The organism is Neobacillus sp. DZ-9 (genome assembly GCF_059587065.1).
In genome coordinates this window covers 449,772-472,759 of sequence record NZ_JCAIOL010000002.1, presented here as the reverse complement: position 1 = coordinate 472,759, position 22,988 = coordinate 449,772, and the positions used below count along the sequence as shown (strand labels likewise).

Annotated in this window: 27 protein-coding genes; 7 read left to right on the top strand and 20 right to left on the bottom strand. The window is 37.3% G+C overall.

From position 1 onward, the window contains the following. Nucleotides 1-102: 102 nt before the first annotated feature. On the top strand, nt 103-1,317 hold the full coding sequence (gene ylbJ / locus AC59HZ_RS06895; protein ID WP_496545099.1) for a sporulation integral membrane protein YlbJ: 1,215 nt from the start codon (nt 103-105) through the stop codon (nt 1,315-1,317). A gap of 40 nt (nt 1,318-1,357) precedes the next feature. Here ylbJ and coaD read toward each other — a convergent pair whose 3' ends face one another. Beyond that, the gene (gene coaD / locus AC59HZ_RS06890; protein WP_430069009.1) at nt 1,358-1,840 is read right to left on the bottom strand and encodes a pantetheine-phosphate adenylyltransferase; all 483 of its coding nucleotides are present in this window, start codon (nt 1,838-1,840) and stop codon (nt 1,358-1,360) included. A 13-nt stretch (nt 1,841-1,853) separates the two neighbouring features. Next, nucleotides 1,854-2,414 (bottom strand): 16S rRNA (guanine(966)-N(2))-methyltransferase RsmD, encoded by a 561-nt coding sequence (rsmD, locus tag AC59HZ_RS06885; RefSeq protein WP_496545098.1) that lies wholly within the window; start codon nt 2,412-2,414, stop codon nt 1,854-1,856. Between the two features lie 347 nt (nt 2,415-2,761). Here rsmD and AC59HZ_RS06880 point away from each other — a divergent pair, with 347 nt between their 5' ends. Beyond that, the gene (locus tag AC59HZ_RS06880; protein ID WP_430069015.1) at nt 2,762-3,151 is read left to right on the top strand and encodes a DUF7147 family protein; all 390 of its coding nucleotides are present in this window, start codon (nt 2,762-2,764) and stop codon (nt 3,149-3,151) included. A gap of 201 nt (nt 3,152-3,352) precedes the next feature. Here AC59HZ_RS06880 and AC59HZ_RS06875 read toward each other — a convergent pair whose 3' ends face one another. The 5 genes from AC59HZ_RS06875 to AC59HZ_RS06855 all read right to left on the bottom strand — a co-directional run bounded on the left by AC59HZ_RS06875 (nt 3,353) and on the right by AC59HZ_RS06855 (nt 5,371). After that, nucleotides 3,353-3,628, bottom strand: a complete 276-nt coding sequence (locus AC59HZ_RS06875; protein ID WP_496545097.1) for a YlbG family protein — start codon at nt 3,626-3,628, stop codon at nt 3,353-3,355. A 132-nt stretch (nt 3,629-3,760) separates the two neighbouring features. Further along, nucleotides 3,761-4,198 (bottom strand): YlbF/YmcA family competence regulator, encoded by a 438-nt coding sequence (locus AC59HZ_RS06870; RefSeq protein WP_496545096.1) that lies wholly within the window; start codon nt 4,196-4,198, stop codon nt 3,761-3,763. Between the two features lie 59 nt (nt 4,199-4,257). Continuing rightward, nucleotides 4,258-4,608, bottom strand: coding sequence for a hypothetical protein (locus tag AC59HZ_RS06865; protein ID WP_496545095.1), 351 nt, complete (start codon nt 4,606-4,608; stop codon nt 4,258-4,260). A gap of 100 nt (nt 4,609-4,708) precedes the next feature. Beyond that, nucleotides 4,709-4,948, bottom strand: coding sequence for a YlbE-like family protein (locus AC59HZ_RS06860; RefSeq protein ID WP_496545094.1), 240 nt, complete (start codon nt 4,946-4,948; stop codon nt 4,709-4,711). An 18-nt stretch (nt 4,949-4,966) separates the two neighbouring features. After that, nucleotides 4,967-5,371, bottom strand: coding sequence for a YlbD family protein (locus AC59HZ_RS06855; protein WP_496545093.1), 405 nt, complete (start codon nt 5,369-5,371; stop codon nt 4,967-4,969). A 148-nt stretch (nt 5,372-5,519) separates the two neighbouring features. On the opposite strand from AC59HZ_RS06855, the gene AC59HZ_RS06850 reads away from it, so the two are divergent. Both AC59HZ_RS06850 and AC59HZ_RS06845 read left to right on the top strand, forming a co-directional pair. Continuing rightward, nucleotides 5,520-6,002 (top strand): PaaI family thioesterase, encoded by a 483-nt coding sequence (locus tag AC59HZ_RS06850; protein WP_496545092.1) that lies wholly within the window; start codon nt 5,520-5,522, stop codon nt 6,000-6,002. A 23-nt stretch (nt 6,003-6,025) separates the two neighbouring features. Further along, nucleotides 6,026-6,388: a hypothetical protein gene (locus AC59HZ_RS06845; RefSeq protein ID WP_496545091.1), complete on the top strand. Its 363-nt coding sequence runs from the start codon at nt 6,026-6,028 to the stop codon at nt 6,386-6,388. A 28-nt stretch (nt 6,389-6,416) separates the two neighbouring features. Here the strand turns inward: AC59HZ_RS06845 and AC59HZ_RS06840 are convergent, their stop codons facing one another. Next, nucleotides 6,417-7,457: a CAP domain-containing protein gene (locus tag AC59HZ_RS06840; protein WP_496545090.1), complete on the bottom strand. Its 1,041-nt coding sequence runs from the start codon at nt 7,455-7,457 to the stop codon at nt 6,417-6,419. A gap of 220 nt (nt 7,458-7,677) precedes the next feature. Continuing rightward, on the bottom strand, nt 7,678-8,112 hold the full coding sequence (locus AC59HZ_RS06835; protein WP_496545089.1) for a CBS domain-containing protein: 435 nt from the start codon (nt 8,110-8,112) through the stop codon (nt 7,678-7,680). Between the two features lie 187 nt (nt 8,113-8,299). Here AC59HZ_RS06835 and AC59HZ_RS06830 point away from each other — a divergent pair, with 187 nt between their 5' ends. Next, a complete protein-coding gene (locus tag AC59HZ_RS06830) occupies nt 8,300-8,659 on the top strand; it encodes a YugN family protein (protein ID WP_496545088.1) in 360 nt (119 codons plus the stop codon). Between the two features lie 42 nt (nt 8,660-8,701). Here AC59HZ_RS06830 and AC59HZ_RS06825 read toward each other — a convergent pair whose 3' ends face one another. The 7 genes from AC59HZ_RS06825 to cyoE all read right to left on the bottom strand — a co-directional run bounded on the left by AC59HZ_RS06825 (nt 8,702) and on the right by cyoE (nt 15,495). Continuing rightward, nucleotides 8,702-9,166 carry a DUF420 domain-containing protein gene (locus AC59HZ_RS06825; protein WP_496545087.1) on the bottom strand — a complete coding sequence of 155 codons (465 nt, stop codon included), beginning with the start codon at nt 9,164-9,166 and terminating at the stop codon, nt 8,702-8,704. A gap of 297 nt (nt 9,167-9,463) precedes the next feature. Further along, a complete protein-coding gene (gene ctaG, locus AC59HZ_RS06820; RefSeq protein WP_496545086.1) occupies nt 9,464-10,369 on the bottom strand; it encodes a cytochrome c oxidase assembly factor CtaG in 906 nt (301 codons plus the stop codon). Between the two features lie 133 nt (nt 10,370-10,502). Continuing rightward, nucleotides 10,503-10,838 carry a cytochrome c oxidase subunit IVB gene (gene ctaF, locus AC59HZ_RS06815; protein ID WP_430069049.1) on the bottom strand — a complete coding sequence of 112 codons (336 nt, stop codon included), beginning with the start codon at nt 10,836-10,838 and terminating at the stop codon, nt 10,503-10,505. Nucleotides 10,839-10,842: 4 nt separating this feature from the next. Then, on the bottom strand, nt 10,843-11,469 hold the full coding sequence (locus AC59HZ_RS06810; protein WP_496545085.1) for a cytochrome (ubi)quinol oxidase subunit III: 627 nt from the start codon (nt 11,467-11,469) through the stop codon (nt 10,843-10,845). Then, nucleotides 11,469-13,340: a cytochrome c oxidase subunit I gene (gene ctaD / locus AC59HZ_RS06805; protein WP_496545084.1), complete on the bottom strand. Its 1,872-nt coding sequence runs from the start codon at nt 13,338-13,340 to the stop codon at nt 11,469-11,471. The genes AC59HZ_RS06810 and ctaD overlap by 1 nt, the downstream gene beginning before the upstream one ends. 31 nt (nt 13,341-13,371) lie before the next feature. Further along, entirely contained in the window at nt 13,372-14,430 is a 1,059-nt protein-coding gene (coxB, locus tag AC59HZ_RS06800) for a cytochrome c oxidase subunit II (RefSeq protein WP_496545083.1), read from the bottom strand. Nucleotides 14,431-14,556: 126 nt separating this feature from the next. Beyond that, nucleotides 14,557-15,495, bottom strand: coding sequence for a heme o synthase (cyoE, locus tag AC59HZ_RS06795; protein ID WP_496545082.1), 939 nt, complete (start codon nt 15,493-15,495; stop codon nt 14,557-14,559). A 505-nt stretch (nt 15,496-16,000) separates the two neighbouring features. Between cyoE and AC59HZ_RS06790 the strand changes: the two genes are divergently transcribed. Further along, nucleotides 16,001-16,906, top strand: a complete 906-nt coding sequence (locus AC59HZ_RS06790; protein WP_496545081.1) for a COX15/CtaA family protein — start codon at nt 16,001-16,003, stop codon at nt 16,904-16,906. A gap of 35 nt (nt 16,907-16,941) precedes the next feature. On the opposite strand, the gene pyc is transcribed toward AC59HZ_RS06790, so the two are convergent. From pyc to AC59HZ_RS06775, 3 genes are all read right to left on the bottom strand, one after another. Further along, nucleotides 16,942-20,385, bottom strand: coding sequence for a pyruvate carboxylase (gene pyc / locus AC59HZ_RS06785; protein WP_496545080.1), 3,444 nt, complete (start codon nt 20,383-20,385; stop codon nt 16,942-16,944). Nucleotides 20,386-20,451: 66 nt separating this feature from the next. Next, nucleotides 20,452-21,660, bottom strand: coding sequence for an FtsW/RodA/SpoVE family cell cycle protein (locus AC59HZ_RS06780; protein ID WP_496545079.1), 1,209 nt, complete (start codon nt 21,658-21,660; stop codon nt 20,452-20,454). Nucleotides 21,661-21,833: 173 nt separating this feature from the next. Continuing rightward, on the bottom strand, nt 21,834-22,115 hold the full coding sequence (locus tag AC59HZ_RS06775) for an Fpa/YlaN family protein (RefSeq protein WP_496545356.1): 282 nt from the start codon (nt 22,113-22,115) through the stop codon (nt 21,834-21,836). Between the two features lie 156 nt (nt 22,116-22,271). Between AC59HZ_RS06775 and AC59HZ_RS06770 the strand changes: the two genes are divergently transcribed. After that, a complete protein-coding gene (locus AC59HZ_RS06770) occupies nt 22,272-22,769 on the top strand; it encodes a peptidyl-prolyl cis-trans isomerase (protein ID WP_496545078.1) in 498 nt (165 codons plus the stop codon). A gap of 43 nt (nt 22,770-22,812) precedes the next feature. Here the strand turns inward: AC59HZ_RS06770 and AC59HZ_RS06765 are convergent, their stop codons facing one another. Then, on the bottom strand, nt 22,813-22,986 hold the full coding sequence (locus AC59HZ_RS06765; protein ID WP_496545077.1) for a hypothetical protein: 174 nt from the start codon (nt 22,984-22,986) through the stop codon (nt 22,813-22,815). Nucleotides 22,987-22,988: the final 2 nt, after the last annotated feature.

Here is a 22,988-nt window from a genome sequence, read left to right as displayed (position 1 = left end):
ATGGGACAAGGCATTTATGAAGGAATTATTCCTATTTTATCATTCAAATCCTGGATTGGACAGTATGAGCATAAACAAACTCAGGGAAGGAGGACCATACCATTGTTTCGTTCGAAACTTAAAACAGTCTTTTTATCTGTTTCAGTTACTATATTAGCGGCTTCACTTATTTCTTTCCCACAAGAATCCTTTGACGCTTCCATTCGCGGGCTAAATATGTGGTGGGAAATTGTCTTTCCTTCCCTTTTACCCTTTTTTATTGTTTCTGAAATGTTGATTGGTTTTGGCGTTGTTAAATTTATTGGAGTGCTGCTGGAACCCCTGATGAGACCGCTTTTTAAGGTACCAGGTGTTGGCGGTTTTGTCTGGGCAATGGGAATGGCCTCAGGCTTTCCTGCCGGGGCAAAATTTACGGCAAGGTTACGCCAGGAAGGGCAGTTAACACAAATTGAAGCAGAAAGACTAGTTAGTTTTACAAATTCATCTAATCCATTATTTATCTTTGGAGCCGTTTCAATCGGATTTTTTCATAATACCCATTTGGGAATTCTACTAGCACTCGCTCATTATTTAGGAAATATTTGCGTAGGGCTTATCATGCGCTTTTACGGAAATGAAACACCTGAGGAGGAAGCGAAGAAACGGAATAGCTCTAAAATAAGATCAGCTCTTTCCGCCCTGCATCAAACAAGGTTAAAGGATAATCGGCCCATTGGTAAACTTCTTGGTGATGCCGTCAATTCGTCCATTCAAACCCTTTTAATGGTGGGTGGCTTTATTATATTATTTTCCGTGGTCAATAAACTGCTTTATCATTTACATATTACTGCGGCACTGGCAAAAACGGTTGAGCTTCTTCTTTCCTCAGTGTCTTTCCCGGAAATGCTAAGCATCCCGTTTATCTCAGGATTATTTGAAATCACTTTAGGAAGTCAGCTCACTAGCCTTGTTCATGAGTCAACATTACTGCAAAAGGCAATGATAACTAGCTTTATTCTTGCTTTTAGCGGTTTTAGTGTACAGGCACAGGTTGCCAGTATTCTTGCTCAAACCGATATCAGATTTAAACCATTTTTTTTGGCTAGAATCCTTCAAGGAGTATTCGCAAGTATGTTTGCACTTCTTTTATGGAAACCGATCTATATCCGTTTTACAAATAACGAGCAGCCCTCTAACGCTTTACCAGTAGCTTTCTTCGGTGAAGGTACATGGACGAATCATTTTTACCATCATTTAATAGAAATTGGACCTTTAATTACTATCTTTTCCCTTCTATTATATGTTTTGCTATTATTTTTCAGATTAAAGAAAAATTAATAAATAAGAGCTAGGCAAAAGCCCAGCTCTTTTAATGTAGTTAAGCATTAAATTTTTTGTGCAATTCTTTTTCAACGATTGGCGGGACCAGCTCGGTAATCTTGCCATTATATTTGGCAACCTCTTTCACAATACTCGAGCTTAAGAAAGAATATTGGTTGTTCGTCATAACAAAAAAGGTTTCAATATCCTCATTCAATACCCGGTTCATCGAGGTTATTTGCATCTCATATTCAAAGTCTGAAACCGCACGTAAACCGCGAAGAATGGCGTTTGCATTTACGTTTTTTGCATAGTCTATGAGTAATCCCGAAAATTCTTCTACTTGTACGTTTGGTATATCCTTTGTAACTTCACGGATTAGCTCAATCCGTTCCTTAACAGTAAATAGCGGATGTTTTGCTATGTTATTTAATACTACTACATAAACCTTATCAAAAACCTTTGCCCCTCTGCGAATAATATCTAAATGGCCATATGTAATTGGATCAAAACTTCCTGGACAAACGGCAATACTTGCCAAAATGAATCCCCCTTCACTCTTCATTGATTTTCGAATAAATCGTCACTGCAATAATCCCATATTTTTCATGTTTAATTTGTGTAAAACTCCCTACCTTTTGAGGTAATTCTACGTCAAAACTATGCTCACAAATAATATTTCCATTTGTTTTGACTAATTCCTGCTCAACCATTTTTTCCATTAAATTGACAAGCTGCTGTTTTTTGTAGGGCGGGTCTAAAAATATATAATCAAAACTGATTTCTCTTTTTATTAAGGCTTTCATAGCTCTATCTGCATCATTTCGATAGACCTCAGCATTTTCTTCAAAATTACATGCCTTAATATTTTCGTGAATAACCTGGATTGCTTTCGACTCTCGGTCAATAAAGATAACCTTGTCCAATCCCCTGCTAAGCGCTTCCAAACCTAATCCGCCGCTCCCTGCAAAAAGATCCAATCCCATACCCCCGTCGAAATAAGGACCAATCATATTGAATATTGCTTCTTTGACCTTATCCGTGGTCGGTCTGGTTGAATTACCTGGAACTGCCTTCAAGGGTCTTCCTTTACAACTGCCTGACACCACTCTCACAAATATATCACCACATTTTTATCAGATAAATAATCTTTTTCCATCCTATCATATTTTTTACCTGAATTGAAATTTTATAAAATAATACGTATAAGCTTTTTGGTGTTGGAAATAATGATATTAACAACATCAATTCGAGGATGTTGTTGCCAACCGCGGAGAAGACTTACGTTTCCCCATAAGTTCTTCCTCCGGTTTCTCCTCTCCCTTTGCCTTCTATCCTATTGTTAGGATATAGAAGGACCCTGTAGAATTTTTTCTACAGGGTTTTTTTCTTTTATCATTCAAAAAATAGACAAGAAGTGATAAAGTATTGATGAAATTAATTGTTTAAAGGAGAGTTTTTATTGATTCAGCGCTTTATTGAACTCGGTGAAGGGTATTCTGATTTATATGAACTAATTGAGCTTGCCAAAGCAAATCAGCATCGCCTGCAGCTTATGATGGCACTCCACACTAAAATTGAAGATAAGGAAGTTACCTCCTTGGTTGTTGGATTAAAACCTACAGACCCAGGAAAATTTCAAGCACTTTATATCTGCCGGGAAGGAATCCCAAATCCCAATTATACAGAAAACAAACGATATAATCTTTTTGCACAAACGGCTAGGGAAATTGGTAAAGAAATTTATCAATTGTCAGTAAAACCTTCTTCTCTTTTTCATGAAAAAGATTTATTCTATCAGTATTTAATTGGAATCCTAAGATTGAATCATTATATCGTTCCACTTCAATAAAGGCTTTTTTCGCATAAATAGTTGTTTTTCGTATAAGTTTATTAACCCGTATAACCAAAAGCGTCGTGGCATCTTTTCGTAAGAACTTTTGCGAAAATTGCCTAGAAACTTAGTATATAACCCTTATTAAGTTCCAAAAGCAACAATGTTTACGAAAAGAGCCTAAATAAGAAAGGTGAGGCAAACTAATGCCCCACCTTTTTAAATGCCCATTTTATAATCATACTCTTTTGCTTTATCTGGCGTAGAATTCTCATATTCCATTTTTAAAAATGGCTTATAAGAAGGTTCTACCCGCTTTACAAATGAAAAAGAATTCAGCTTTTCCATAATTCCTTCTACATCTTCTAGATTGCAATATAGGACGACATATTTAAGCTTCTTTGAAACATAATGTACATTTCCGAAGCGTCTTAGCATTTTAGCCTGTTTTAAAGAGTATAGCCAAACCACTAATCCTTGTCTTTGAACAAACATACTTTTTACCCCTTCAGATAAACCATCATTTTACATAAGTCTAGCATATTAAAACATTATATTTCAATTTAAACTTTTCTAAAAGCTTTGTAAAAGGGGAAAAAAAATCAGCTTCATACTAAGCTGATTTTTTCATCCGCAACCGCAGCTTCCTCCGCCGCCGCAGCCGCTGCCATGGCCGCTATCAAAAAACGGATTGCCTGTCGGTACCTTGATATGTTTGGACACTGAGCCGCCAATTAACATGCTAATTTCATCCAAAATAGCTTGCAAATCATTCTCTGCTAACTTGAATTCTGCAACCAGCGGGTCTAAATCCATTTCCCTTTTATATTCACGGATTTGGGTCATGACCCTTTTATAGTCAGGATGGTATTTCCCAAAGCGCTGTACCTCTTCATATAGCTCCTTTAAGTTGACAAAGCGATTAATTTTCCACTGTGTCTCCTTATTGGTTTGCATTTTATATAAACAAATCTGATAATGCTCTACAATTTCGGATTCTAACACCATTTTGGCTAGCTGGTCTGCTTGATCCAATAATTCAATTCTCTCTAAAGTAGCAAGCATTTACGCTCACCTCCAAAGCCATTTTACCATGAAAGCTTGGAGAAAGACAAAATTTCCGTTTATTTAGGGATATTTACCATAAATTCCTTGTCTAAACCGTATGGCTCATTATTTAATTTAACGACTTCAAGCTTAAATGTATGGCTGCCAGGAGAAAGATTTTTTATGATAAAGGCTGCAGAGGCGATTTCTAAATTCTTTTTTCCATCGACCCAAACCACCATTTTGCCCACTTTTTGCTTGTAATGGTCTGATTCTCGAAAACTAATTCCTGTCACGATACACTCGACCATAACTTGATTACCTTTTGTATGGTGCTTGACATAAAGGGATGGAAATTCTTGTTTATTAAACCCTAGTATAAATACGCTCAACAATATTATTAGACCTAGTGGAATAAATCTTTTCATTCCCCATCACTCCTTCTATTCCTGTATTTTTCGCCTTCTAATCAATTTTTAGTCCTGAAGTAGAAAATAAAAAAAACCACACCTTTTATATGTGGTCTTGTTAGTTTTGATTTTTCATTGCCTGAAACATGCTATACATCATGGAAGCCATTTGTACACCATTCGAAAACTTTTCAACCTGGTCAGGTATCGTCTTTCTAAAATAATGTAATGACGCCACCTCAAGTGATTTCACGTCATAAGGATTTCTTGACAACTTTCGGTACCATTGCGGCTGCTCTCTAACAAATTGTTTTAAATCCTTTTGACTTTCTAAGTATTCAAGAACATCTTTACGCATACCTTATCGTCACTTCCTCTAATCTTTTCTAAATGAAAACGGATGTTTAGGACCTTCTGAAGGCTTCGCTGAACCAGCTGCAGAACCATTTCCTTGGAATTGTGAAATTACACCTTGTATCGCACCGAGTGCCTGACTTAAGTTATTAATGTGATTTTGCATTTGATTTGGATCCATTTTCTTCACCATACCGATAACACTGGACATCCAATCACCCTTGGAATCTGAACTTGCTTCAGGTTCGGGACTTTTCTCTATACCAAATGTTTCCCACCTTTTATCATCTTCGCCCAATAAGTACCAGTCTTCATATAACTCCTGCCACGTTGCTTTCCCATTCCTTACCTCTTGAATGATATTTGGATTGTTTTTAACAAATTCTTTAAATTTTATTACGGATGGGTGCAAATTTTTTTGCGTCATATTTCTCACCTCTGACCATAATCATCGCCAATATACAATATGAAAAATAATTTGAAATGTGATACTTCTTATTAAGGTGAAAATATTTATTAATATGCTTGTAAGTGGTAATATGACTTAAGAAAAAGATTTGAAAGAGGTAACAAGTATGAAAGATGAACTGCGTAAACTTTTAGAAAACTGCATCGAAACGGGATCAGAGGAAGATTTAAAAGCACTTTCTTTCCTAATGGAAGGAGTTCAACGGAAGATTAGTCGCCAAAACAAAATCTATCTGGATGGGATTCTCCATATGGAAAGGAAAATAGACAATCAATCTTGTGAAATAACTATTCCACTTAATCCTACGCTACATAATAACCTGGAAATTGTTCATGGCGGAATAACTGCAACAGTAATAGACACTTCGATGGGAACCCTTGCAAATTATCTTCTCCCTGATGGATATGGTGCTGTGACCAATCAGCTTAACATCCATTATATTGCTCCAGGCCTCGGTGAACAGCTTCGCTGCAGAGCCGAAATTGTTCACCTTGGAACAAAAACAATGGTGATTTCAGGAGAGGCTTACCGTAGTGATGGAAAAAAAATTGCCCATGCTACAGGGACCTTTTTTATCATTAAAAAATGATCGTGTGGGGAGATTGATTTAAAATGGTTACCGCCATTCTCATTCCGATTATTTGCCTTTACTTTTTTTGGCTTACACGGAAAGAAAGGAAAGAGCATGACAAAAAATGGCTTTCCATGAGCCATGTCCATCCAGAAGCAGTTTTAACAGGGGAAATTAAAAGCATTGTTGAGGAGAAACAGCGCTTTTATTATCACAGATACATTTTTGTACAGATCCTTCAAATCCAAACAGATACGAAATTAATTACGGCTAAAAAAATATCTCCCATTACAGAAAGTGTCATTACTGAATCTTTTCAACTTGGAGAAAAGATTCGTCTATTTGGAAAATGGGACGGGAATAAATTTTTATTTAGTCAATTTGAGAAACATGAAGAAAGGTGACATGCGATTGTCACCTTTTTTTGGTAGTTTATTGTTCAACCTTTTGAATAAAGTTTTGGGTATAGTATTTCTTATAAACACCTACTCCAAGATGTGTATAATCTTTATTTAATAATGATTCACGATGTCCCTTACTATTTAGCCAGCCTTCCACTACTGCAGGTCCATCTGTATAATTAGCAGCAATATTTTCTCCAGCCGATTGGTAGGCAACTTTTGCGGTTTTAAGCCGATTAGAAAGGTCTCCGAATTTTTTGGATGTATGGGAGAAATCATTGTTATCCGACATATCCTTACTATGACCAAAAGCCACCTCTGCCGTCGGAGTATCCCATTTTAATGGTTTTAATTTGTGTCTTAAGCGCAATACATTGGTAAGATCAAAGATCTCTTGTTCATTACCGCGTTCGATCTCTTTCCACTTGTTTTCATCAGGTGTTGGAGGTTGGAGTAACTGCCCGCGGTAAACAAGTTCATAAGGACGCTGCTTTATAAGCGTGTCAGCATTTATAAACCTTACACTTGAAAGATTTCCTGTAAACTTATCGATATATAGTTGCGCATAGACATTCCCTAACTGAACAATGGGCCTTAGATTTAAATCTGTATCATTTAATTCGAAACGGTATGAATTTCCATTTTGATCGATATTAATATTTGTATCAATATATTGGGTATTAAATATTTCCTCTACTGGCTGACCTATCTCAAAAGGAGCGACATCCAGATTTTCACCTATGGCATAGATGGTCACAACTTGTTGATTTTCAACACCTATTTGTAAATACCTATTATAATCCTGGTTATAGATATACCATTGATAGCCATACAGTGTTTCATCAATTCGAGCTGGTTTCCCTAATTCATTTTCAAGGGAAGAAATATCCTTGCCTATTAATAATGCCAATCCTTGTTTAGGCATTTCAGAAGCTGTTTTATTACTTGGCTTAGTATCAGGATTCTCTTGTAACCCCGATTGTTTCATTTCAGATGTATGATCTTCTTTTATCAGAACCTTATCTTTAGGTTTATCATTAATACTGGCATAGAATCCAATTGTTAAGAACACTGCTGACAGTACTAAGATCCTTAACAGAGCTTTCAGAGGCTTGCACCCTCTCTATTACTTTTTCTATCATTATATGTATTGATAAAATAATTATATCACCAATAACATGTTAAGTAATAGTTATTATCATAAATGTCTGATAAATGAACATTAAAATAAATAAAACAGGTACAATAGTACCTGTTTTATTATCAAATTTCTATTTTTGAAAATAATATTTTTAATGCTGTACCCCGTTATAGTTTTGTTCGGAAATTTGCGTGAGAGCTTCCTTCGCCTGATCATCCGTTAATGTATGAATAGCAAAATCCCCTAGTGAGACAATTCCGACTAGTTTTCCATCCTCAACCACTGGAAGCCGGCGTATTTGATTCTCCGCCATTAACTTAGCCGCATCATTGCTGGAGGTTTCCGTGGATACAGTGATAAGCTTGTCGCTCATAATATCTTCCACTTTAGTTGACCCCGGGTGCTTTTCTGCTACTCCCCGAATTACAATATCACGGTCTGTAATCATACCGACAAGTTTTTCTTGATCCACAATTGGAATGGCTCCAACATTGAGTTCTTTCATTTTTACTGCAACTTCAAAGATGTTATCTAATAATGTACAGCATTCAATTTCATCTGTCATTATATCACGTATTTTTTCCATTTTCTCGCCCCCATGATTTTTTGCTCGGAACATAATGTAGGTTGTCCAATAGAGAATGATTTATTCGTTGTATGTATCCATTGCAAGTTATCTCATTTTCCTCTATTATTAAGAATGAATTAAACTTGCTATAATACCAATACTGAATCTATAGGGGCATGGCATTGTTTTTTAGGAGGGATTAATTGTGAAATTCGAAAACACTGGAATTGAAAAATTTAAAGCTGAAATTAACCGTTTGGATGATGTAATGCATGATCACGGTTTAATTCGCGCTGGTCAATGGGACTACGACCGTGTTACATATGACCGCAAGTTTGAAATGAAGGAAGGGGTTTTTTACCTTCGTGTTCAAGGCTATGCGGTTGAAGGTGATGTCGATACTTTTAAGGCAACTATTCAATTAATGACACCACTATTAGGTAAACATTATTATCCTCATGGGGTAGAATATGGCGAGGGTGAAAACTTCCCAGCTTCCCTTGTTAGCCAGTGCAAAAAAATTCTTGATGAAGTAAAGAATGAAGTAAGTAAATTTGCTGAGTAAATAAGATAAGACGCGTGAAAATATTCACGCGTCTTTCTTTGTTTAAAATCCAAGAATTGCTTTTATCATGGAAGTGGTTTCTCCACCGTGATAAAAAACATAAAGTAGCAAGTAAACTGCTACACCAGTAATCGAAGTAAAGAACCAAACAATACTAGTTATGGGACCTAACCGGCGATGAAGAGCAAGATTATTTTTATAACCTGTTATTAAGGAAATAACACCTAATACTGCACCAATGGTGGCTAATGTGATATGAAATATTAAAAAAACAGTATAATAAATTTTAATATTATCTGGGCCGCCAAATGAAGTATTCCCTATAAAAATTGTTCTAGAAGCATAAATAATAAAGAAAATTAGGGCAAATAAGCTCGCCACGAACATTGTCTTTTTGTGAGCCTCTATTTTTTTTTGCTTTATTTGCCACCAGCCAATAGCAACTGTAATCCCGCTTAAAACAATAAATGTAGTACTTATTGTTGGTAAAATCGGTATGGAATTCATAAACAGTCCTCTCTTTTAACATTTTTCTATAATAATAGTAGTGTATTTCCCTCATGTTTTCAATCTAAATCCATTATTGACGAATGTTCAATATTGCTCTGTTAAAAAGGCCTGTTAATTTCCGCTCCAAGCGCGAGCGGTTCGGGGAGCCTCCTCGGCGCTTGCACCTGGGGGTCTCTCCTGTCCCGTACTCCCGCAGGAGTCTCGCACCTTCCTCTCCAATTAACATTGTGACAAAAAATAACAATGATTTTTAACACAGCCTTCCATAAAAAAATCTCCCAAGTTTTTGGGAGATTATTTAATCAGCGATGGATTCAACGATTGCTTCAATTCCCGGTCAGATTCAGCCTGGTCTTTTCGGTACCATTCAAAGAAAACATGTCCAAGCATCAAGCCATAAATGATTTCTTGAATAATTTTCATTAACACACCGCCAAGCTGCTGGTCATGAAGTAATGACATCGAACTAAACAGCTCAGGGCCGCTTAAATTTAAGCTATCAAAGTTGGCGGTCCCCACACAAAGGCTCATGACCTGTCCCCAAACATGCGGATCAGAATAAGTGGCATAGATAGGTGTATCAGCAAAAATAATAAGCGCACATGCTGGAGTTAATAAAATACCATCAGCAAATATATAGCCGACCTTTTTTAAACCGCTTAAGTTTTGATGTTCTGGTATTTGGTTAATTAATGGCCACCACATAAAAATGGCAACAACAAACAAAAGAATGGAATAACCTGCATGCAGCCAAATATTTTGCATAACATGATCGAAAATAATCGGAACATGGTAAAACGAAAAGAATCCATTAAATAGGATTAAAGCTATAAGTGGTTTTGTAAAAATCTTAAACAAAGAGTCGATTACCCTAACACTAAAAAGCTTCCTCCAAACCCAAGTAGGTACACCATAGATAAAAATGGGCGGCACGATTAATACTAGAGCAGCCATTTGAATCATATGCACCCAAAACATTAGATGGGCAAGTAAATCAATAGGTGAACCTTTAATGGCATAAAGAAGAACCATCGATACAAAAAATAATAAACCCTGTTTCTTTGTTAAGGGTTCACTGCCAGGAAATAAACTCCTGAATTTAGTAGTCAGGATAAAAAATCCCGCAGTTAAAACCGCCAATATGACTAAAAAATAAGGGCTCCAAAGTGCTTTAAAACCAAATATGTCTAAAGAAAGCACCGCATATCACCTCAGTATAAATTAAAAATAGTACAACTTCATTATACCCTTGGCCTAAATGAGAAACAAAGCGATGATATTTTCCAGTTTTAAAAAAGAAAATCGGCTGTGGCCGATTTTCTTTTTTGTTTATTTACCACCAAATAATCGTTGAAAAAGCTAATACAGTTATCGCTCCTACTAATACACCTGAATACAGGAAAAGCGATGGAGCTTCATGGCCTTTATGGCTCATATGCATGAAATAATAAAGCTGAAAAATTACTTGAACAACAGCTAATAGGATAATAAATGGAACTGTAAACCAAGAAGTAAATCCTTTAATAGCTACAGCCGCAAATGCAATTAAAGTCAAGAAAATCATTAACGCAAAGGAAACCACCTGATATCTCATCTCTTCTGCACTTTTCCGGCGTCGGTATTCAATGTCAACTCTTGGATTACCAGAATTTAATTGTGGATTTGCCATCTTTTTATCCCACCATTCCCATTAAATATACTACGGTAAAGATAAAGACCCAAACAACGTCGATAAAGTGCCAGTATAAACTAAATACATAGAACTTTGGCGCATTGTAAAGGTTTAAACCGCGTTTTGCATTGCGCATCATTAGGGTAATACACCATAACAAACCAAATGCAACGTGTCCTCCGTGGAAGCCAACTAATGTATAGAAGGCAGATCCAAACGCACTGCTTGTGAATTTATGACCTTCATGAACATAATGGCTAAATTCATAAACCTCTAGGCCTAAGAATCCGGCGCCTAATAAAGCCGTAATTCCAAGCCAAACCATCATTTTGCTAAAAGCAAAGTTTTTCATGTGATACATTGCGTAAACACTTGTTAATGAACTCGTTAATAACAGCATAGTAGCCACAAATGTCAGCGGCAACTCAAACAAATCCTTTGCTAAAGGCATGTTTGTATTAGGTACTTTATCCTTCAATGCAAGATAAGTTGCAAAGAGTGAGGCAAAAAGAACTGTCTCTCCTCCTAAGAAGAACCAAAAACCTAAGAATTTATTCTTTGCTTCAAGGGTTGATTTTTCCGGCGTCGCAGGCCATGTTTCATATGTGAATTTTTCTTCAGCGTGCATTATGCCTTAACCCCCTTATCATCTTCGTCTATAAGCTCTTCTTTGTGAATATGGAAACCATGATCATCTTTAACTGATCGCATGAACATTGCTCCAAAAGTAATAAGTAAGCCTAAAATCATCACTGGCAAAGCCCATGATTCCTTATCAACATGATACATTGCACCAAATGCGGCAATGAATAATCCTAAAGCCATAATAAATGGTAAAAATGATGAATTAGGCATATGGATATCACCAAGCGGTTCTGCTGGTGTCATTCCCTTTTTACCTTCCATTTTTTCGATCCAGTAAGCATCTAATCCACGTACCAGTGGAAGCTGTTTAAAGTTATAGAATGGTGGAGGTGAAGGAATCGCCCATTCAAGCGTTCTCCCGTCTCCCCATGGGTCATTTCCAACTCGAACATTTTTAACTGAAGTCATGATGATATTGATTAACATAACTATAACACCTACAGACATAAAGGCAGCTCCAAGTGAACTAACTGCGTTCGCTGTCTCAAAACCTTGACCTGGTAGGTAGGTGAATACACGACGTGGCATACCCCATAGGCCTAAGAAGTGCTGGATAAAGAATGTCATATGGAAACCAATGAAGAAAGTCCAGAATGTAATCTTACCTAAAGTTTCATTCAACATTGTACCAAACATTTTTGGCCAATATAGATGTGTACCAGCCAGTAATGCAAACACTACACCACCAACAATAACATAGTGGAAGTGAGCGACTACAAAATAAGTATCATGATATTGATAGTCAGCTGCTGCAGCTGCAAGCATTACACCTGTTACCCCACCGGCAACGAAGGAAGGAATAAAGGCAAATGCATAGTGCATTGGAGTCGTGAATTTCACACTTCCTCCCCACATCGTAAACAGCCAGTTAAAGATTTTAATACCAGTCGGTACACCAATTGCCATAGTTGCCACAGCAAAGATCGCATTGGCAACTGGTCCTAAACCTGTTGTGAACATATGGTGTGCCCAAACCATGAATCCTAAGAAACCGATTAACACGGTTGCGAACACCATTGAGGAGTAACCGAATAAACGTTTTCTTGAAAACATCGAAAAGATTTCCGAGAAAATACCGAATGCTGGAAGTATTAGGATATAAACTTCAGGGTGTCCGAAAATCCAGAAGAGATGTTCCCAAATAACTGTATTACCACCCATTGATGCTTCAAAGAAATGGGATCCAAACATACGATCGAACATCATTAGAACAAGTCCCACTGTTAATGGCGGGAAAGCAAATAAAATAAGAGCTGAGGTTACAAATGTTGTCCAAGTAAACAATGGCATCCTCATATATGTCATACCAGGTGCGCGCATATTAATGATGGTTACAAGGAAATTAATACCACCCATCAACGTACCAAAACCTGAAATCTGTAAACCTAAAATATAGAAGTCAACACCATGCCCTTTTGAAGCGATGGCAAGTGATGCATATGATGTCCAGCCGGCATCAGGTGCGCCGCCTAAAAACCAAGAAAGGTTTAGGAACACCCCTCCGAAGAAGAACAACCAAAAGCTAACGGCATTTACAAATGGAAATGCAACGTCACGTGCGCCAATTTGAAGCGGCATTACCGCATTCATAAAGGCAAATACCAATGGCATGGCAGCTAAGAATATCATCGTAGTACCGTGCATGGTAATAATTTCATTGAATAATCCTGCACTTACAAAATCATTGTTTGGCACTGCAAGCTGGATGCGGATAAAAACTGCCTCTAATCCGCCAACTAAGAAGAAAAATCCACCAGCAATGAGATATAGGATGGCAATTTTTTTATGGTCAACTGTAGTTAAAAAGTCCCATAAAGTTGCGCCAAATCCCTTTTTTTGAGCATAGGTACTCACAATTTTACCTCCCTTTCAACCATTTCCCCTTTTATTCCTGAACCTTTAATTCCATTAAGTAGTCTGCTAATGCATCAATTTGGTCATCAGACAGATTTCCATATTTACCAGTCATTAAATTACCTGGTTTATACGTTTCAGGGTTTTTAATCCACTTTTTCACATTTTCTTTATTATGTTCCAAAATACCCGCAACACGAGAACGGTCACCAAAATTTGTTAAGTTAGGTGCAATTCGTGCAGTATCAGGCATTTTGTTAGCTGGTGTTACAGCATGACAGCCGATACAGCTCTTATTAAAGATTTCTTGTCCTTCGGAAGCTTGTGCAGTTGATGCTTTTAACGGTTCTTTTACATCCTGCATAGCCGTTACCCAAGCATCGAACTTATCGTGGCTAATCGCTTTCACTTTAAAGTCCATTAAAGCATGGGATGGGCCGCAAAGCTCAGCACATTTACCATAGAAAAGATTTCCTGCATCGTTTGCTTTTTTATCATCGAACTCAAGCCAGAATTTATTGACGTTTTCTGTATTGACATCCATCTTTCCTCCAACAGCTGGAATCCAGAATGCGTGTTTTACATCCGCTGACTTTAAGTTGAAATATACTTTTTCATTTGTAGGAACAACAAGTTCATTACTTGTTACAATTTTCTGTCCTGGGTATTCAAAATCCCACCAGTATAAATGAGCACGAACGTTAACCACGAGTGCCTTAGAATTCTTCTTGTCCATCGGTGATACATCTGCAAGCTTAAATGTAGCAGCCACAGTTGGAACAGCGAGAACTAAAAGTAAGAGAATCGGAATAACTGTCCATATAATTTCTAATTTGTGGCTACCTTCAACTTGTTTTGGAATTGTCTCGTCCTTTCTTCTGAAACGGATAAAAACCAAAACGAAAATAACCATTACTACAATGATTACCCCAACCATTATCAATGTACTAAGCTTCATTAAATCATATTGCATGTCTGCAACTTCGCCGGCAGGATCTAACGTAGAAAGGTACGGTTCACCACATCCGGAGAGTACAAGCGCTAAAATCGCAAACAACGATATCAAACGCCACTTTGCAAGCCTTTTCATAGCTTAATCAAACCCCTCTTTCGCTTATAAATTCTTATTTTTTTTTGACCAAAGAAGTATGTAGGATGATTCTTTCCCATTCAATAAAAAGGATTATTGTTTTCAGGAAAGAATCGGTTAGCAAAACTAAACTAATGTAACTAAAACCATCGCTACAAAAATAATAGTTAAATATTGCAATGAATAAACAAACATTAGTTTTGCCCACTTTATGTCATCTTTGATCCTATATCCATAAATCCCTAACACCAGCCACCCAATGTTTAATATGGTAGCTAGAATTAGAAATGGGATTCCTAACTTAGTTAGAAAAATTGGGATAGGCAGTAAAAGCGCAACCCAGATTAAAATGTGTATTTTTGTCGTTTTGAATCCCTTTACTACAGGAAGCATTGGAATTCCTGCTGCTCGATATTCCTCAACTCTTCTCATGGCAAGTGCATAAAAGTGAGGCGGCTGCCAAACAAACATAAGGACAAATAAGGCCCATGCCATTGGATCAAGATTTCCATCTACTGCAGCCCAGCCAATTAATGGCGGAACTGCTCCTGAAATACTCCCAATTATTGTGTTCGATACCAATTGGCGTTTTGACCACAGTGTATAGAGGCAAACATAACTAAAAACTCCAAGCAGTCCAATTACTGTTGCAGTCCAGGTAGTAAAGAATAAAAACAGTGTTCCCAGTCCAATAAGTAAAATACCCAAGCCAAGAACTTTTGCCGGAAGTACCTTCCCTGTTACTGTAGGTCTAGCCTTTGTTCTATCCATCAAATGGTCAATATCCCGATCCACATAATTATTAATTGCACATGAACCAGCAATAATGAGTGAAGAACCTGCTACTGTAAAAAATACAATATCAAGGTTATTTAAAAAGCTTTGCCCTGAAAAATGCAGCGCCAGCCATAAACCCGAAAAGGTGGTAATAAGATTAGAATTCACAATTCCAATTTTTATTAGTGCCATAAAATCTTTCCATACGGAAGTTTTTTCTGTATCAGCATGAAGGCTTGAAGAGCCATTTTCAAGTGAGGCATCTCCATAAGCCTTTGAGTTGGACATATTTTTTCCTCCTAATCCTTAATAACCAATATTCACTAACAGAAGCGTAACAATACTACTTTTATTTTTTCTATTTCCATTAATTTCCGTGATTTTAACAACACTTTCTCTGTATATTAAATCACACTTTCCGATATTTTTGTGAACTTTTTTTGAATAATTTTTGACTAATTTGTGTCTTTATCTATTTACTGCTTATTATACTGCACTTTTTAAAATCTAGTTAAAAAATAATATGTATTTCCCAATCCTCCAATATAGTTCTAACAGACTCCAAATTGAGTTTCAACGTTTTTCACTATAATAATAGTGTAAAATAAAAATTATTTATTAGGATATTTTGAATAAAAAATTTACCTTAAAAATCTTGATAGAAATTCTGTTCTTTTTCCTATTTATTCGTTATGATGGGATAGGTACTTTTAATCTTTCTACTTTTTTCATTCATTATACTGTCAAGGAAATTCTTTGACAAATGTTTGAACTTTCTTAAGAGGTGAATTTTTTGCGACGCTCTTTGAAGTGGTTGGCTGTAGCCACTACAATCGGAATGATCTTCATATTAATTGGAGGAGCCTTAGTTACAAAAACTGATTCAGGAATGGGATGCGGCCATTCTTGGCCATTATGTAATGGGAAATTTCTCCCTTTAGAAATATCTCCTAAATTAATCATTGAGCTTGCCCATAGGCTTGTCTCTGGTGTAGTTGGAATCATGGTGTTAGTTCTTTCCATTTGGACCTGGAAGGAAATAGGTGATATTAGGGAAACAAAATTTCTTTCTTTTCTTTCATTCTTCTTTTTACTTCTGCAGGGTTTAATTGGCGCTGCCGCGGTGAAATGGGGCCAAAATGATTTTGTACTTGCCTTGCATTTTGGGATTTCACTCATTTCTTTCGCATCTGTATTTTTGTTAACACTGCTCATTTTTGAGGTTGATAAAAAATTTGAAGCAGAAAAACTGGTTATCGACAAGCGAATGAGATTCCATATTGTAGCTGTATCTATTTATAGTTATCTGGTCATTTATTCCGGTGCTCTAGTGCGCCATACAAAATCAAGCCTAGTTTGCCGGGATTGGCCTTTATGCTTAAATGATGCCCCTGCCCTTCCAAGTAATATGTACGAATGGGTGCAAATGGGACATAGGACAGCAGCAGGAATCATTTTTATCTGGATTGCCTACATTACTCTTTTAGCCGTTCGCCATTATAAGGAGCAAAAAGTTCTATATTGGGGTTGGATTATTGCCTTCATCCTTGTTTGCTTACAAGTGATTGCAGGAGCATTGATTATTTTTACCAGCTTAAATCTTTATATTGCTTTGCTGCATGCCTTCTTTATTACGTGCCTGTTTGGCGTTTTAAGTTACTTTATCCTTTTATATTCTAGAACTAAAAGGAACCACTAAAAAGAGTTGCCGAAAAGATTTCGGCAACTCTTTTTTTAAGCCTTATTTAGTTCGAGCAATAAATCACCTGTCTGAATAGCATCTCCGTTTACTACATATATTTCCTTTACTACCCCTGTATATGGTGCTTGCACGGTTGTTTCCATTTTCATCGCTTCCGTAATCATTAAATGATCACCGCGTTCTACCCTTTCCCCCTTCTCTACTAGTACCTTAATAACTGTTCCTGGCATAGAGGCTGAAAGATGGAGTTCATTTTTTGGATCGGCTTTTAACCTCGATAATACCGTGGCTTTAATACTTTCATCTTTAATAACCACTTCACGGGACTGTCCATTCAATTCAAAATAAACAATCCTGGTCCCATCTGCTTGGGCCTGACCGATCGAGACAAGCTTTACAATCAGTGTTTTTCCTGTTTCGATCTCCACTTCGATTTCTTCACCGAGGCGCAAACCATATAAAAATGTTGGCGTGTCGAGTACAGAAATATCTCCGAATTGTTCAACCGTCTTGATATATTCCATAAATACCTTTGGATACAGTGCATATGAGATAATCTCAAAGGTAGTAACTTGTCTGCCGAGTTCTTGAAATAACTCATTCTTAAGCTGTTCAAAATCAATTGATTCTAACAGCTCACCCGGTCTGACTTCTAAGGGTTTTTTTCCTTTTAAAATCACTTTTTGTAGTTCCTCAGGAAAACCTCCATGAGGCTGACCTAGATATCCCTCAAATAACTCAATAACAGAATCAGGAAAATCAAGCGACTGCCCCTTTTGTAACACATCTTCCTCTGTCAGCTCATTTTGCACCATGAATAATGCCATATCTCCGACAACCTTTGATGAAGGCGTAACCTTAACAATGTCACCAAACATTTTATTTACTCGGGTGTACATGTTTTTAACTTCATCCCACTGTTCTCCCAGCCCGACTGCTTTTGCCTGCTGCTGAAGATTACTATATTGCCCCCCTGGCATTTCATGCTGATAGACTTCCGAATGAGGAGATAATATCCCACTCTCAAAATCCTGATAATACTTGCGGACATCCTCCCAGTAATAAGATAATTTTTCAAGCGCTTCGATATTAACAGCCGGTTTCCTGTCTGCCCCCTCTAGTGCATAGTATAAGGAATTGGCACTTGGCTGTGAGGTTAAGCCCGCCATTGTGCTTAGTGCAGTATCTACGATATCCACTCCACCTGCAATGGCACGCGCATATGTGAAAATTCCGTTTCCACTTGTATCATGTGTATGGAGATGGATCGGAATATCGACGGTTTCTTTTAATTCAGATACAAGCCTGTAGGCTGCTTCCGGCTTCAATAGGCCTGCCATATCCTTTATTCCTAAAATATGAGCACCTTGTTTCTCTAGTTCTTTAGCCAATGTTTTATAATAGGCAAGATTATATTTGGTTCTTGTTGGGTCCAAAATATCCCCAGTATAACAAATGGATGCCTCTGCAATTTTTCCTGTTTGTCTAACGGCATCAATGGCCGTTTCCATTCCTTTAACCCAGTTTAAGCTGTCGAAAATCCGAAACACATCAATTCCAGCAGAAGCCGATTGCTGAACAAACTCTTTTATTAAGTTGTCAGGGTAGTTTTTATAGCCGACGGCATTAGCACCGCGTATCAACATTTGAAACAAAACATTCGGAATTTTTTCACGTAGTGTTAATAAACGATTCCAAGGGTCCTCTTTTAAGAAACGATAAGACACATCAAATGTGGCACCGCCCCACATTTCAAAAGAAAATAACTCTGGTAAAAGTTTTGCTGCAGGTTCGGCAATGTGAACAATATCTGTTGTCCTCATGCGAGTCGCTAATAAGGATTGATGTGCATCCCTAAAGGTCGTATCCGTTAATAAAACCTGCTTTTGATTCTTAACCCAATCAATCAGCCCTTCAGCACCATACTTATCTAATATTTGCTTCGTTCCTTCTTGGTAAGGCAAGTCATATGGTAAGACTGGGATTCTTGGCTTCGACAATACGGGCCTTTTCTTTTTTTCAATGCCAGGAAAGCCATTTACGGTAACTGTTCCAATATAGCTAAGCATTTTGGTTCCACGGTCTTTACGTACTGGAAACATAAACAGTTCAGGGGTCGTATCAATAAAAGACGTATCATATTCACCATTTCTAAACTTCTCATGTTTGACGACATTTTCTAAAAAGGGAATATTTGTTTTAATTCCTCTTATTCTAAATTCTTGTAAATTCCGAACCATTTTAGATGCAGCTTGTTCAAAAGATAATGCCCATGTTGAGAGCTTAACAAGCAATGAATCATAATATGGTGTAATCACCGCACCTTGAAAGCCATTACCAGCATCTAACCGTACTCCAAATCCTCCTCCAGAACGGTAAGCCATTATTTTTCCTGTATCTGGCATAAAATTATTAAGAGGATCTTCTGTGGTAACACGCGACTGAATGGCATATCCATTCAACTGGATTTTATCCTGCTCAGGAATCCCAATAATCGGACCATGGAGATCATGACCCTCGGAAACTAAAACCTGTGTTTGCACGATATCAATTCCTGTTACCATTTCCGTTACGGTGTGTTCAACTTGTACGCGGGGGTTTACCTCAATAAAATAAAAGTCATCTCCTGCGACAAGAAATTCAACAGTACCAGCATTTAGGTAGGAAACATTTTTCATTAATTTTACTGCTGCATCGCATATCCTGCCCCGCAATTCATTAGAAATGGAGACACTTGGAGCAACCTCGACTACTTTTTGGTGTCGCCTTTGTACAGAACAATCTCTGTCAAACAGATGGACTATATTCCCGTGCTTGTCACCAATGATTTGCACTTCAATATGCTTCGGTTTTTCAATTAGCTTTTCCACATATACTTCGTCATTCCCAAATGCTGCTTTCGCTTCAGATTTCGCACGGTTAAATGCTTCCTTAACCTCTTCATGGCTCCTGACGATTCTCATCCCGCGGCCTCCACCGCCAAGTGAAGCTTTAATAATAATCGGATATCCATGCCTCTCTGTAAAATCCTCTACTTCGGCAAGATTGTTTACAGGACCATCACTTCCAGGAATGACGGGAATATCCGCTAACTCTGCCTGTTGTCTTGCTTTAACCTTATCGCCAAACATATCAAGATGTTTCGAGGTCGGGCCAATAAAAATGATCCCTTCTTCTTCACACCGTTTGGCAAAATGAATATTTTCAGACAAAAATCCATATCCCGGATGAATGGCATCGGCTCCACTTTTTTTAGCAATAGCAATGATGCCATTAATATCCAAATAGGCGTCAATTGGTTTTTTGCCTTCTCCAACTAAATAAGCTTCGTCTGCCTTATAACGATGATACGCGCCAGAATCTTCCTTGGAATAAATCGCAACAGTCCGAATATTCAGTTCTGTGCAAGCGCGAAAAACTCTAATCGCTATTTCTCCCCTGTTGGCAACCAACACTTTATTGATTTGTCTAGTCACTAGTAGCACCTCAAATTCTATGTATTTTTAAAAACGCGAGGATCTTAAAAGGCCCTCGCGTTTTGATTAAAGATAAAAAACATTTCCATCACGATTTTGTTGTTTTTTGTCAGCTTGTTCTTGCTTATTTTTATATTTTTTTTCATATTTGACAAACATTGAAACATTAACAAGGATTCCAGTTGCCGCAGCAAGCATTAACAGGGATGAACCCCCGTAGCTAATATATGGAAGCGGTACACCAGTTAGTGGAATAATTCCTGATACACCAGCTAAATTGATAAAGGTTTGAATCCCAATCATGCTGGATATCCCAATAGCAAGCAGACTCCCAAATGGGTCTTTACATTGTACACCAATATATATTCCTCTCAATACTACATAGGCCAATAATAGAATGACGAAGCCCACACCCCAAATTCCTAGTTCTTCGGCAATAATAGCCATAATAAAGTCTGTATGTGATTCAGGTAAATAGCCAAGTTTTTGAATACTTTTTCCTAAACCAAGTCCATTAACCCCTCCAGAGCCAATGGCTATGTATGAGTTTACTAAATGAAAACCAGCATCCTCGGCATCAGCAAAGGGATTTTTTAGAACTTGAAAACGGCTCATTTGTTCCGCAGAAAATAATTTTCCAGTTGCCCACAAGACTATAATTACCGGAATAAGAATGATAAGAGCCGATATTACTAATTTAGCGATACTTTTTGGACTCATCCCAGAGGATAAAATGATAGTAGCTGCAATAAGAGCAATGATAAATGCAGTACCAAAGTCTGGCTGAATAACAATAAGAAAACATACTACAAATAAATATACTAGAGGTGGAAGGACACCCTTATTAAATTGATTGATATAGGCCTGCTTTTTTGCATAAACACTCGCTAAATAAATAATCACAGCCAGCTTTACAAACTCAGCGGGTTGAAATAAAAAACTTCCTAATTGGTACCAGCTCTGTGCATTGTTCTTTGTTTGTCCAAAAACAAATAAACCAAGCAGGGTAATTATTGAGGTAAATACCATTGGCACCTGAAACCATTTGGTAAACTGCATCATTTTATATGGAATGATAGCTGAAATAATAAAGATCAAAGTAAAAACTAGCAAAAATATTTTTTGTCTTTGATAGAAAAAATCACTGGCAACTTCATATCTTTGGACCGCATAAGCCATGCTGGCACTATAAATCATAACCAGACCAAAAGCACATAATAGGATGATGGCAATTATTAAGGTATAATCATAGGATTTTAATATCTTTTTAACCATTTTATATTTCCTCATTTTCAAAATTAATTTACACATATTATTATAATGGATTCTGCAGTTCATTACTTGAGGAAATGTTACCGTTAAGATATTCATTCAATAAAGAATATTCTGAATAGGTTAATTAATAAAAAACCCAAACAATCCCACACCATTGTTTGAGTTTATAACGTTTATTTTCTTAAAGATGCGTCATGCAAGGCAGATAATTCTCTTTCTAATTTATCTAAGATCGCCTTTCCATCCTTACTATCTATTAAGCCTAATCGAACAGCAAAGTCTATTTCTCTTGAAAGGCCAAACATTTGCGTATCCAACACCTCTTCATAAAGAGGGCATTGAGGGGCCGTGAGATTGTCCATTTGCACTTTGATAAGCTTTAAAATTTTTTCAGCGTCAGCCTGCAATAAAGCAAAGGCCTTTTCCTGGTGATTCACGATCATATCAGACGCCAACATTCATCCCCCCAATTCAGAGCGATTATACAACTTATCTATAAATTTTACCTTTTACTATCGAAAATTGCAAGAACAATAAGGTGTACTGCATGGATTATGACATTCCTATAAAAAAAAGCTATACTTATATTGTGAACTATAGGGGGTAAAACAATGGAAAATATTATAATGATTACAGGTAAAGTGAAATATACCATAACTCTTGATCCTAGTGTCTGGATTTTCGACGACCGCCGCGTTGATTTAAACACCTATTTTTCGAATGAAAAAGAGAATGTGAATGCATTGGAGGAGTATACAAAAGCTGTTTCAAAGCATTGGGATCGTGAAATTACTGAAGGAGCAATCTATCCGCCCACTTTAAAGACAGAGAAGAACTTTGAAAAAGTAAAAGTTATGACTGGCACCTTTGGAATTCCTTTTAAGCCATTCTTGCAAAATGCCGAACCAGCTGATGATGCCAGGGCTCTTGTCGTGCAATGTTCTGACAAGGACTATGAGTTTCCTCTAGATGAGGCCTATGAGTTAATCTTGGGCTTTTCTAAAAACGGCAAACCCTTAACCCTTGATGGTCCTGTTCATGTATATTTAGGAAATGGATCTAATAAGGAAAATCCAATTAAAAATGTAACCGGGTTCAAGGTTAAATAATAAGACGGGTGCCAAAGGGCGCCCGTTTTATTTTTAGGCTGTGTTAAACGTAGCTGTTGATTTGCGCTCCAGGAGCTTCGCTTTCCGCGGGCGTGCAAGGGAGCCTCCTCGGCACTTTAGCGCCTGCGGGGTCTCCCCTGCCCCGTACTCCCGCAGGAGTCTTCGCTCCTTCCGCTCCAATCAACAGAGTTCCAAAATAAACAATGACCTTTAACATAG